11 protein-coding genes are annotated in these 11422 nt (G+C 60.7%); 9 read left to right on the top strand and 2 right to left on the bottom strand.

Annotation, left to right across the window (positions count from 1 at the left end; genetic code table 11):
* The first annotated feature begins 263 nt into the window (after positions 1-263).
* The gene (locus HMPREF2559_RS01715) at positions 264-2705 is read left to right on the top strand and encodes a DUF262 domain-containing protein (protein ID WP_070539349.1); all 2442 of its coding nucleotides are present in this window, start codon (positions 264-266) and stop codon (positions 2703-2705) included.
* Between the two features lie 255 nt (positions 2706-2960).
* Here the strand turns inward: HMPREF2559_RS01715 and HMPREF2559_RS01710 are convergent, their stop codons facing one another.
* Positions 2961-3386: an SDR family oxidoreductase gene (locus tag HMPREF2559_RS01710; protein ID WP_199872866.1), complete on the bottom strand. Its 426-nt coding sequence runs from the start codon at positions 3384-3386 to the stop codon at positions 2961-2963.
* 131 nt (positions 3387-3517) lie between these two features.
* Here HMPREF2559_RS01710 and HMPREF2559_RS01705 point away from each other — a divergent pair, with 131 nt between their 5' ends.
* From HMPREF2559_RS01705 to rbsD, 8 genes are all read left to right on the top strand, one after another.
* Complete coding sequence (locus tag HMPREF2559_RS01705) at positions 3518-3889, top strand: hypothetical protein (RefSeq protein ID WP_083297743.1); 372 nt, start codon at positions 3518-3520, stop codon at positions 3887-3889.
* A 194-nt stretch (positions 3890-4083) separates the two neighbouring features.
* On the top strand, positions 4084-4302 hold the full coding sequence (locus HMPREF2559_RS01700) for a hypothetical protein (RefSeq protein ID WP_070539348.1): 219 nt from the start codon (positions 4084-4086) through the stop codon (positions 4300-4302).
* Positions 4303-4556: 254 nt separating this feature from the next.
* Positions 4557-5582 (top strand): LacI family DNA-binding transcriptional regulator, encoded by a 1026-nt coding sequence (locus tag HMPREF2559_RS01695; protein ID WP_070539345.1) that lies wholly within the window; start codon positions 4557-4559, stop codon positions 5580-5582.
* Between the two features lie 73 nt (positions 5583-5655).
* Positions 5656-7236, top strand: a complete 1581-nt coding sequence (locus tag HMPREF2559_RS01690) for a sugar ABC transporter ATP-binding protein (RefSeq protein ID WP_070539343.1) — start codon at positions 5656-5658, stop codon at positions 7234-7236.
* Entirely contained in the window at positions 7236-8219 is a 984-nt protein-coding gene (locus tag HMPREF2559_RS01685) for an ABC transporter permease (RefSeq protein ID WP_068802028.1), read from the top strand. The genes HMPREF2559_RS01690 and HMPREF2559_RS01685 overlap by 1 nt, the downstream gene beginning before the upstream one ends.
* A gap of 63 nt (positions 8220-8282) precedes the next feature.
* A complete protein-coding gene (locus tag HMPREF2559_RS01680) occupies positions 8283-9209 on the top strand; it encodes a D-ribose ABC transporter substrate-binding protein (protein WP_068802029.1) in 927 nt (308 codons plus the stop codon).
* A gap of 36 nt (positions 9210-9245) precedes the next feature.
* Complete coding sequence (locus HMPREF2559_RS01675) at positions 9246-10151, top strand: ribokinase (RefSeq protein ID WP_068802030.1); 906 nt, start codon at positions 9246-9248, stop codon at positions 10149-10151.
* A 2-nt stretch (positions 10152-10153) separates the two neighbouring features.
* Positions 10154-10528 carry a D-ribose pyranase gene (gene rbsD, locus HMPREF2559_RS01670; RefSeq protein ID WP_070539341.1) on the top strand — a complete coding sequence of 125 codons (375 nt, stop codon included), beginning with the start codon at positions 10154-10156 and terminating at the stop codon, positions 10526-10528.
* Positions 10529-10581: 53 nt separating this feature from the next.
* On the opposite strand, the gene HMPREF2559_RS01665 is transcribed toward rbsD, so the two are convergent.
* Positions 10582-11418 (bottom strand): YwiC-like family protein, encoded by an 837-nt coding sequence (locus HMPREF2559_RS01665; RefSeq protein WP_256374498.1) that lies wholly within the window; start codon positions 11416-11418, stop codon positions 10582-10584.
* Between the last annotated feature and the right edge of the window lie 4 nt (positions 11419-11422).

Below are 11422 nucleotides of genomic sequence, written 5' to 3'. Positions count from 1 at the left end.
ATAGGGTGTCCACTAAACGAGGGTAACCTCAAAGAAGACAGTTCAGGCACTACGCGGCTCGCGAAACTAAGCTAGACCCCGGAACCAGATCACCATGGTTTTCGAGTCCTTTGGAGTCTTTCACGCGCACACCTTTCGTTAATTTTTATGCAGAGGTCTCTCTTCAGTTCCGAATCAGCTTTTCGGCTGCGGGAAGGCGTTGCGCCCTATATTGTTGAAGGGATTGATTTACGTGCACCGTTAGCGAGGGGAGCCGCAGCCGTATGAAGGGCGAAGTTAAACAGGCATATACCATTTTCGACAGCGTCGAGAAAGAACTCATTATTCCTGTTTATCAACGCAATTACGACTGGTCAAAGAAGCAATGTGAGCGACTATTCGACGACCTGGAAACTCTGATTACGGAGAACAGAGAACGTCACTTCTTCGGCTCTATCGTTGGCAACCCCGAGACATCGTTCAAGTGGGTCGTTATTGATGGCCAACAGCGCCTCACCACGCTGAGTCTCTATATCCTCGCGCTCACGCACCTCTTGGATACCGGTGTCGTAACCTCCAAAGACCCCGAACTCGCACGGCGGTTGCGTACTAGCTATCTCATGAAAAACAGCTCGACCAACGAACCAAAATTCAAGCTCAAGCCTGTAAAGAACGACGCAACCGCTTACAAGCGTTTGTTCGGCGATGAGTCGATGTTCATCGAGGACAGCAACCTCACGGCAAACTACCGGTACTTCCTCGAGCGGATGACCAAGAGCAAGCTCACCGGCGATCAACTGTGGAACGCCATCGAGCGACTTGACCTCATGATTCTCGATCTAGAGTCGCACGATGATCCACAACGCATCTTCGAATCGCTCAACTCGACAGGCCTTGCGTTGAGCGAAGGCGACAAAATTCGCAATCTCATACTCATGGGCTGCGAGCACCAGTTACAGACGACGCTGTACGAGAACTACTGGAATCCGATGGAGAAGAATGTTTGGTACCGCACGGACTGGTTCATCCGCTGGTATCTGACGATCAAATTGTCGCGGACTCCCAAGCGCAACGAGGTCTACGACGAGTTCAAGGCATACTTCAAAAAGCAAAGTTCCGATGTCCAGACGGAACTCGCAGACATGTACGAGTATTCCGAAGTCATGCGCGAGATCTGTGGATCAGACACGAAGAATGCCGCGCTCGACGCACAGCTCGAACGATTTAATCTTATCCGCGGCGATGTTCTGCTTCCGCTTCTTTTGCCGCTGTATCGCGACGTCAAGCGTGACAAGCTCTCAATAAACGAATTTTCGCGCATCATTCGACTACTGGAAATCCATATCTTCCGCCGGACGGTCGCTTCTGTTCCGACGAACGCTCTCAACAAGATCTACGAGACCATGTACAACGACATGCGGAAGATTCGTGGAGAGAAAGACACGGCGTACGACGTGCTCACCTATCTGCTCCGACGCCGCGATGGATCGTCCGGACGCATTCCCAACGACGAAGAATTTAGCGCTGAGTTCCGCACCCGTAATATGTACAACATTCACAAAGATGTGCGGGCTTATTTTTTCGATGTTCTCGAAAACGGGGATACCAACGATACGAAGGACATCGCAAACGCGCTCGAGAACGGCAATATCAGTGTCGAGCACATTATGCCGCAAACACTCAATGCGCAGTGGAAAGAAGACCTCGGAGAGAACTTTCAGGAGATTCATCAAACGTGGGTGAACCGCATTGGAAACCTCACTGTCACTGGTTACAACTCCGCGTACTCCAACTCCAATTTCATTACCAAACGTGACCGTGAGAAAGGTTTCCGAGAAACCGGTTATCGCCTTAATGACGATGTAAAGACGAAGGACAAATGGGACCGGACAGCTATGGAGCAGCGTACCGACGCACTTTTGCGCCGTGCTCTCAACTACTGGTACCTCCCCAGTTCCGACTTTGTCCCCAAGCGCGAGGTGCTCCCTACTGAGCCGATGGGCGATGATGCGAATTTCACTGGGCGCTCGATCAGCGCCTTCGAATGGGAAGGCATCAAGATCCCTGTCAAAACCTGGGCCGAGTTCGTCCACATGCTGCTTAAGTTGATGGCCGAACGCTACCGCACGGAACTCATAAGCTTCGTCGAACAAGCATCAGGAACTCTCGTGCTTACTAAGTCCGGCTACGCGTACTCGAGCCGAGTACGTGAAGTTGATGCAGGCCTGGGCGTCGTCCTGTCTACATCGACCAATCAGAAAATTTCCTTCCTCCGTAGACTCTTCGATCATCTTCAACTAGATACCAACGAGGTCATCCTCACGCTGAGGAAGACAGCAGGCGAATCACAACGCGACGAGGAAGAAGCCGAATCGACACACTCTGCACTCACCGTGTTCAAGGGCATGGCGGACGATTTTGGTTCCCAAAACATCACTCCAGAAGACACGCAGCAATTCGAGAATCAATTTGCTGAAGCATTGGAGAAGTTCCGTCCAGATGAGCCTGCCACTGTACTGGGAACGAAACCGCTTTCAGAGCTTGAGACAGCCGAGGGAATTGCAGCTTCCAGCGCCGATGAGATTATTGCGGCTATCTGTCTAACCTACGACAAGCCGCCGGTGTATTTTCCCAACGCAATGTTCCACGCCATTGCAGACGGACACATGTCAATGTGGCTTGCGCGACTTGAAGACATTGATACTGCCGTGGACGAGAACCACTAAATCACAAGACACCACGTTCGTTGGGAACATCGAATCTTCCGATTAATCACTGAAAAACCGACGCCTCAACTCGCCACCTAATATCGTCCAAGCCAGAGCTGCTTCTTGAGCCCAGCGCAGTATACAGCCACGTCGGGTCCCACAATGTCGGCGCCCTTCGGGGCGAGCAGGCTGCCATCGCCGAGGGCTAGGAGCGCGGAGGACGGAGTGGACAACAGTGCGGACGGCATCGGTAAGCGCGATGGGTTGGATGAGTCAATCTTCGACCTTGACGGTGTCGTCTTCCTCGCTCGAGTATGCGGGATTGACGACGAACTCCATCCGCTGCGCGGAGTTGACGACCGAGGTGGGGAGATCGGTCTCACGCACGAGCTTTTCCTGCGCCGCCTTCGCCGCGTAGTACGGGAACTTCGTGAACTCGGGCTTGTCGAGGTTGGTGATGGACAGGAATACGAGATGGCCCGCGCCGGTAAGGAACTCGGTGAGGTCCTCGTCATCGGGCGGCATGGGCATGGAGGCGTCGACGCAGACGTCGGTTCCGCGTAATGCCTCCTCGAGACCCTCGCCCGTCGCGAGATCCACGCTGTTGGAACGAAAGACCTCGATAACCTCGTGCTCCTTCAAGTTGGCGGCAATTTCTCTTCCCTCAGTTCCGGTGGCGCCGATGAGTGCGAACTTCATGGGGAATCTCCTTGTGAGATTCGTTGTCGATGGGCGTGCCAGTGTACGCGGGGCGTTTAACCGAGCTGTCTTCCCTTCGTCGCGATATCGTCTCCCCTGCGGCCACGCTCACAATTCCATATCATGCAAACATGAAGAATTTCCGAGTGTATACACCCGAAAAGTATTCAACGCCCGACTACATCAAGGTAGAAGAAAACATCTACCAGCAAGCACCCGATCGTGAGTACGTCACCTCGCTGAGCTTCGAGCAAGAACCCGAGCTTAGCGAAGGCGACTCGCCCCAGGACATTTCCCAGTACCCGCTCGAAGACATCCTCGATGAGTTCGCAGTACAAATCGAGGACTTCTACGAAGACCTCAATGACGCCAGCGAGAGCACGTGCTATCTCGAATTCGGCGGTGGTGAGGTCGAGCGCATCCGTGAGGTACTGGGGCTCGTAGGCAAGCATGCGTACAACAAAACCGACGAGGACGGTGGAGAAGTGCTCGTTATCGAGTAGTTGTTCTTCGACCTCAATGACGAGCGCCCCACTTGTCCATGTCAGAGGTCCATCCCTGCAATTCTTGCTGGCGGAGCGGCCCCCAGTTTAAGTGAATTGTACGATTCTTAAGACCACCAAGACCTCGACGTACATCTTAAGAATGCCCGCGAAAGGCTCTATCCCTGTGTCGCTACCTGAAGTTGACGAACAGGGTGAGCCCCATCGCCATCAACGGCCGCATGGCCGACCGTCTGAAGGAAACCGCCTCGCACAACCACGAGGACATCCTCGCCTTCCTGCGCGACCGCGAGGTCTTCGGCGACCTGGTCGACTCCCATGAGTTCACCAAGGAATACGCCCGCGTACTGCACTCGCTCCACGAGAAGGGTTCTATTGCAACGCTCGACATGCTGCTCGCCGAGTTGAAATAGCGACACGACATCTTCACATCGTTTATCCCAGCACCGCCGCATCAACCCCATGCGTCGGTGCTGTTATGCATACCACTTTATGTGATGAAGGTGCACCCTTCCTAGGGTTTCGCCGCCGGGCTTGCACGGGCGGAGACCCCCTTTCCCACCCGAGCCTTGACAGGTTTCCTTTTCCGCCAGTAGTTTCATCATCAGGTTGTGCAATCGATTGCACAACGGAGTTATCCCACCTGCTGGCGAAGGGAGCCGGGGTCATGGCCGGAGCAACGCTCAAGTCCGTCGCGCAACGCGCGGGCGTGTCCGTGTCCACGGCGTCGCGCGCACTTTCCGGGAATACGTCCATTTCTGCTGCGACACGGGCAAACGTCGTCGCCGCAGCCAAAGAACTCGGCTACCGCCTCAACACGCAGGCCCGAGCATTGCGCCGCAGCCGTACCGACGCCATCGGCCTCATCATCCCCAGTCTGGTTAACCCGTTCTTCGCGGAGATGGCTGCCGCCGTCGAAGAGGAGGCCCTGCGTCAAGGGTTTGCCACGATCATTAGCTCCTCAGCCGAAGACGCGGACAAGATGGTCAACGCCGCACTCGCGCTTGCGGACCGGCAGGTCGACGGCATCATCGTCGTGCCCATGGAGGGAACCGACGCGACTCTTTCGACCATCGCGGCATCCCGCCCGTTGCTACTGCTAGACCGCCAGCTCGGCGAGCTGCCGGCTATCGTCTCTTCCCCCTCAGAAGGAATGAGGGGCGCCATCACGCGGCTGCGCACCCTGGGGCACACGCGGATTGGCTACCTCGCAGGCCCGCAAGACACATCGACAGGACGTGAGCGCCTCGCCGTGTTTAACGCGGAAACGAATGACCTCAACACCGTTATCTACCAGGGCGGCTACCGGCACAAAGAAGGCTATGTGGGCACGCTGAGCCTGCTGAAGGAAGGCGTTACCGCGATTATCGCCGGCGACTCCATGATGACCTTCGGTGCACTCGAGGCCTGCCACAATGCGGGAATCACCATCGGCGAAGAGCTCGCACTGGTCGGCTTCGACGACTTTATTTTCCTGCGCTATCAGCCCACGCCGCTCAGCGTCATCGACCAGGACGTCGCCACCCTGGGCACCCTGGCGGCGCGCTCGCTCATCACAGCGATCAACTCCGCCTCAGACCCCGTTGGCCTGCAGCACCCAACGAGATTTATTTCCCGGCTCTCGTCAGCGTATCCGCCGACGGTGCCTGGAGGGGGCATCGGAAAGCTACTGGCGAAAGGAGCCACCCCATGAGCCGCACCCGCCGTGGGTCCCCGTCCCCCACTGCCCCCACAAGCCTTCATCCTCAAGCCTCTAAGGAGCGAACATGACCGACTCTTCGGCACCACGAACACCGGAAACGGTGCTTCGACTCGAGGACGTCTCCAAGTCCTTCGGGCCGGTCAACGTCATCAAGCAAGTCACCCTTGACGTCCGCCGCGGCCAGGTCCAGGCACTCCTGGGCGAAAACGGCGCCGGCAAGTCCACGCTCATCAAGATGGTCGCCGGCGTCCATGCACCGGACTCGGGACGCATCCTGGTCGATGGCAAGGAAGTCACCATTCCAGATACCAAGACCTCGGAGGCGCTCGGTATCGCCACTATCCACCAGGAGCTTAACCTCGTGCCCACGATGTCCGTGGCCGAAAACATCATGCTGGGGCGCACTCCCCGCAAGTGGGGCCTGGTCAACCGCAAACACCTCAACGCGCAGGCGCAGGCCGCGCTCAACCTCATCGGGCTGGACGTCCCGCTCAACCAGCCGGTGGGCGAGCTGGGCATCGCCAAGCAACAGCTCGTTGAGATCGCCAAAGCGCTGTCCATGAACGCCCACATCCTCATTCTCGACGAGCCGACAGCGGCGCTCACCGGCAAGGAAATTGACGCACTCTTCGTCATCTTGGACCAGCTCAAGGCCAAGGGCGTGGCGATGGTCTTCATCAGCCATCACTTAGAGGAGCTCGCGCGGATCGCAGATACCATCAGCGTCCTGCGCGACGGTGAGTTCGTCGCTGAAGTTCCGGCGGATACCGAGGAAGACGAGCTCGTGCGCCTCATGGTGGGCCGCTCCATCGAAGACCAATACCCGCGCGAGATCCCGCCAGAGCACGGCGAGCCGCTCCTCGAGGTCGAGGGCCTGACCACGGCCGGGAAGTTCGAGGACGTCACCTTCACGGTGCACGCGGGCGAGGTCGTCGGCCTGGCCGGTCTCGTGGGTGCCGGGCGCACCGAGGTCGTGCGCGCCATCGCCGGGGCCGACAAGTACGACTCCGGCTCCGTGTCCATCGCCGGCACACCGCTCAAACGCGGCGATATTGCGGCCGCCATTGCCGCCGGCGTGGGCCACATCCCGGAAGACCGCAAGGGCCAAGCACTCGTCCTCGGCGCGACGGTCGGCGAAAACCTCGGGTTCGCCACGCTGCGCTCGAGCGCAAAGCTGGGCCTGGCCGACCGCGGCGGGCAGAAGAAGCGCGCCGTCGACGTCGCGGACAAGCTGCGCATCCGCATGGCCAGCGTCGATCAACCGATTAGCGATCTGTCCGGCGGCAACCAGCAAAAGGCCGTCTTCGGCCGCTGGGTACTCGCCAACTCGAAGGTGCTGCTGCTCGACGAGCCGACACGTGGTGTGGACGTCGGCGCGAAGGTCGAAATCTACAACATCATCAACGAAATCACCGCCCAGGGTGGCGCTGTGCTCATGGTCTCGTCCGATCTCCCGGAGGTGCTCGGCATGTCCGACCGCATCCTGGTCATGTCGGGCGGCAAGATCGCCGGCCAGCTTCCCAAGGCCTCTACCCAGGACGAGGTCATGGCGTTCGCCGTCTCCAACGTCTCGTCCAGCGCAACGGCGGAAACCGCCGCACGCAGCTCTGAATCTGACTTTGACACGCTCGAGGAGAACAACTGATGTCTACTACCACCGCCCGCCCCGCGACCCCCACGAAGTCAAAAGCCTCGCACTCCGTCATCAACTGGATGTTGAACAACGGCGCGCTCGTCGGCCTCATCGTCTTGTGCGTGGCACTGTTTATCGCAACCCCGCACTTCCTCACGCCCAATAACATCATCAACGTCGGCATCCAGGCCGCCACCGTGGCCATCCTCGCCTTCGGCATGACCTTCGTCATCATCACCGCGGGCATCGACTTGTCGGTCGGCTCCGTCGCGGCATTGGGGGCCATGGTCTCCGCCTCGCTGTTTAGCAACGCCGGGCTGCCGGGCTGGCTGACCTTGATTATCGGCCTTATCATCGGCCTTCTCGCCGGCGCCATTTGCGGCATGGCGACGGCCTTCGGCAAGATTCCTTCCTTCATCGCGACGCTGGCCATGATGTCGATTGCCCGCGGCGCCACGCTGGTCATCTCCCAGGGCTCGCCCATCGGCACTCCGGATTCCGTGAACTGGCTCGGCAGCAGGGTCGGCGGCTTCCCCATCCCCATCGTCATGATGGCCGTCGCGGGCCTGGTGTGCTGGTTCATCTTGGAGCGCACCGTGCTGGGCCGGTCCATGTACGCCATCGGCGGCAACCTCGAGGCCGCTCGCCTGTCCGGTTTGCCCGTCGCCAAGATTCAAATCGCGGTCTTCGCCCTGTCCGGCCTCTTCGCCGCGCTCGCGGGTCTCGTCATGGCGGGACGCTTGTCCTCGGCCCAGCCGCAAGCTGGCGTGGGCTATGAGCTCGACGCCATCGCCGCGGTCGTCATTGGCGGCGCGTCCCTGGCGGGCGGTTCGGGCAAGGCCACTGGCACCCTCGTCGGAGCGCTGCTGCTCGCGGTGATTCGCAACGGGCTGAACCTGCTCAACGTGTCGTCCTTCTGGCAGCAGATCGTCATCGGTTTCGTCATCGCGATCGCCGTCGGCTTCGACGTCATCCGCAACAAGGCCGCGAACTAGGCCTCTACTCAGACTTCACAACTGCATACTTTCCACTTTCCTCATCCTCTTTCAAGGAGAACCATGTCTATCTTCCGCAAGTCCCTCGCCGTCGTGTCCATTTCTGCCGTTGCCTTGGGTGCTGCTGCCTGCAACCGCGGTGAGTCCGGTTCCTCAGACTCCGTGACGCTGGCACTGTCCACCCAGACCAACCCGTTCTTCGTCGAGCTGCGCGACGGCGCACAGGCCAAGGCGGACGAGCTGGGCATCAAGCTGGATATCCAGGACGCCTCCGATGACGCCTCCAAGCAGGCCGACCAGCTCAAGAACGCCGAGACCTCCGGCGCGGGCGTCGTCATCGTCAACCCGACCGACTCCGATGCCGTCGGCTCCGCCGTCCAGGCCCTCAACTCCGCCAACATCCCGGTCATCGCCGTTGACCGTTCCTCAAACTCCGGCGAGGTCGCCTCCTACGTGGCCTCGGACAACGTGGCCGGCGGCAAGCAGGCCGCCGAAGCTCTCGCCAAGGCTATCGGCGACGAGGGCGAGATCCTCGTCCTCCAGGGCATCGCCGGTTCCTCCGCCTCCCGCGACCGCGGCGAGGGCTTCCGCGAGGGCATCAAGGCTCACCCGAAGATCAAGATCGTCGCCGAGCAGACCGCAAAGTTCGACCGCACTGAGGGACTCAACGTGACCACCAACCTCCTGCAGGCGCACCCGAACGTCAAGGCCATCTTCGCCGAGAACGATGAGATGGCCCTCGGTGCCATCGAGGCCCTGGGTGCCAAGGCCGGCAAGGACGTCAAGGTCTTCGGCTTCGACGGCACCGAAGACGGCATCGCCGCCATTGAAAAGGGCACCATGAACGGCACCATCGCACAGCAGCCCGAGGAGCTCGGCGCCAAGGCCGTCGAGCAGGCGTCCGCTCTGCTCAAGGGCGAGTCCGCACAGGCTGAGGTCCCGGTTGAGGTTGTCACCGTCGACTCCTCCAACGTCGCCGAATTCAAGTAAACGCCGCACCATCGCTATCCGAAAGGCATCAAGACCATGAGTCCTGCACTCGTTGTCGTGGGGTCCATCAACGCGGATCTCATGCTCCACGTTGAACGACACCCACACCCAGGCGAAACGCTGCTCGGTTCCGGCGGGGAAATCCTGGCGGGAGGCAAAGGCGCAAACCAGGCCGTCGCGGCCGCACAGCTGGGCGCCGATGTCGCCTTCGTCGGGGCCGTGGGCTCCGATGCCTATGCCGCTCCCGCGCTGGAGTACCTCACCTCATCCGGCGTGGATATGGCAGCCGTCGCGGAGCTTGACAACATCACCACTGGCTTGGCGGTGATTACGGTCTCCGCTGATGGCGAGAACACCATCGTGCTCAACGCGGGTGCTAACGGGCAGGTCGACGGCGAATTCGTGGCCGAGCGCGCGGAGACGGTCGCGGGGGCGAAGATCGTGTTGCTGCAGGGCGAGATTCCCGCCTCGGGGTTCGCTGCCGCGGTGCAGGCCGCGACCGGACGCGTCATCGTCAACCTCGCCCCCGTCATCGAGGTTCCGCGCGAGGCGCTGCTTGCCGCTGATCCGCTCATGGCCAACGAGCACGAGGCCGGGCTCATCCTCTCCCAGCTGGGTCTCGATGACTCGGGCACCCCGCGCGAGATGGCCCAGCGTCTCCTTGAGGCGGGTTTTGCCTCGGTGGTGCTCACCCTGGGTTCTGCGGGTGCGTTGGTTGCGGATGGTGATGGTTTCACCGAAATTCCGACCCCGCGCATCACCCCGGTGGATACGACGGGCGCGGGAGACGCCTTCGCTGGTGCCTTCTGCGCGCGACTTCTCGAAGGCGACTCGCTTGCCGATGCCGCGCGTTTTGCCGCGCGCGTGGGTGCCTACGCCGCCACGGGCGCCGGCGCCCAGCCTTCCTACCCGCACCTCAACGACGAACTTCCGGAGGTTTAATCATGCGTAAGTCTGGATTACTCAACCCCGCGCTCACCGCTGCGGTGGCACGCCTGGGCCACACCGACACCTTCGTCGTGGCGGACTGCGGGCTGCCGGTCCCCCACGATATTCCGGTGGTGGATCTCTCGCTCGTGTTCGGAATTCCTTCCTTCGAAGACACGCTTGCGGCGCTGCTCGACGAGGTCGTAGTCGAGGCCGCGACCATCGCGACGACCACGCCGGCGGAAATCCGCGCCGTCCTGCCGGAGGTTCCCGTCGAGGAAATCGACCACGAGGAGCTCAAGGCGCGCCTTGCCGATGCTTCCTTCGTGGTGCGCACCGGCTCGACCACCGCCTACGCGAACGTCATTCTGCGCAGCGGAGTGCCGTTCTAGCCCCGCTACCATTAGTGCAACGACGCGGCTTCACCGCCGCGTCGTTGGCGTTTTCAAGCGCTTGGCCACAGCGTGGCAATGACAAGCAGTGCCGCCACGATAACGAGGGGGACTTCCGCAAACCCCACTTTCCGCGCCGTCCACGCGCGCCCGCGCGCGGCGGTGTGCGGAATCCACCAGGCTCGCAGTAGCGCGACGGCAAGCAGCAGCGCCATCAGTATGGCGAACCACGGCATGCCGGCTAGTGCGCCCACTAAGAGAAAGATGCCGAGCGCTGCAGCATGGAAACCGATGGACAGCCGGACAAACCCCGGGGTCTTGCGCTCGCGCACCATCGATTTGACCAGCGGTACCGTGCCGGAGAAATACAGCGCGAGAAACGCGAAGCATAGCCACGCCCGGCCGCTGATATCAGCGAGCGAGACCTCCCGCGCGGCCATCCAAAGTACGGGGACGAGCAGCGCCGAGGCGATGGTCGTCGAGATCCCGCTGGCCATCGAACGCGGCCGTCCGTGAAACGTCTCCCAGAGTGCGACCGCCATGAGCGGGCCAAAGAACAGCGCCCACACGACCAGTCGCGGCTGGGCAAGCAGCGCCCCCACCATCGCCGCGCCGGCGACGGGGCCATAGACGGCGAGCGGGCGGGCGTAAGTGCGCCGGCGGGCTGGCGTGCGGGCCTTGGCCACGAGGCACAGCGCGAAGAACGTGAAATAGCCAAAGAACCACGCCAGCAGCACCACAAGCACCGTGGCTGGCCCGCGCCACGTCGACTCATGTGCGCTAAAGAACGCGATGGCCGGCACCGTCACCGCCACCGCGGGAGCGACGAGCATCGCCCACGCCCCGTGCTGATTCGGGCACCACGGGCTGATTCCGTGCTTTCGCGACACCCCG

Source organism: Corynebacterium sp. HMSC072G08, from assembly GCF_001809185.1.
In the GTDB taxonomy this organism is placed as follows: domain Bacteria; phylum Actinomycetota; class Actinomycetes; order Mycobacteriales; family Mycobacteriaceae; genus Corynebacterium; species Corynebacterium phoceense.
This window is presented reverse-complemented; position numbering and strand designations above follow the sequence as displayed.

What these genes read in the sequence shown, in the direction of transcription:
- HMPREF2559_RS01715 (WP_070539349.1), top strand. Translation starts at nt 264, where the DNA reads ATGAAGGGCGAAGTTAAACAGGCATATACCATTTTCGACAGCGTCGAG.
- HMPREF2559_RS01710 (WP_199872866.1), bottom strand. Translation starts at nt 3,386, where the DNA reads ATGAAGTTCGCACTCATCGGCGCCACCGGAACTGAGGGAAGAGAAATT.
- HMPREF2559_RS01705 (WP_083297743.1), top strand. Translation starts at nt 3,518, where the DNA reads ATGAAGAATTTCCGAGTGTATACACCCGAAAAGTATTCAACGCCCGAC.
- HMPREF2559_RS01695 (WP_070539345.1), top strand. Translation starts at nt 4,557, where the DNA reads ATGGCCGGAGCAACGCTCAAGTCCGTCGCGCAACGCGCGGGCGTGTCC.
- HMPREF2559_RS01690 (WP_070539343.1), top strand. Translation starts at nt 5,656, where the DNA reads ATGACCGACTCTTCGGCACCACGAACACCGGAAACGGTGCTTCGACTC.
- HMPREF2559_RS01685 (WP_068802028.1), top strand. Translation starts at nt 7,236, where the DNA reads ATGTCTACTACCACCGCCCGCCCCGCGACCCCCACGAAGTCAAAAGCC.
- HMPREF2559_RS01680 (WP_068802029.1), top strand. Translation starts at nt 8,283, where the DNA reads ATGTCTATCTTCCGCAAGTCCCTCGCCGTCGTGTCCATTTCTGCCGTT.
- HMPREF2559_RS01675 (WP_068802030.1), top strand. Translation starts at nt 9,246, where the DNA reads ATGAGTCCTGCACTCGTTGTCGTGGGGTCCATCAACGCGGATCTCATG.
- rbsD (WP_070539341.1), top strand. Translation starts at nt 10,154, where the DNA reads ATGCGTAAGTCTGGATTACTCAACCCCGCGCTCACCGCTGCGGTGGCA.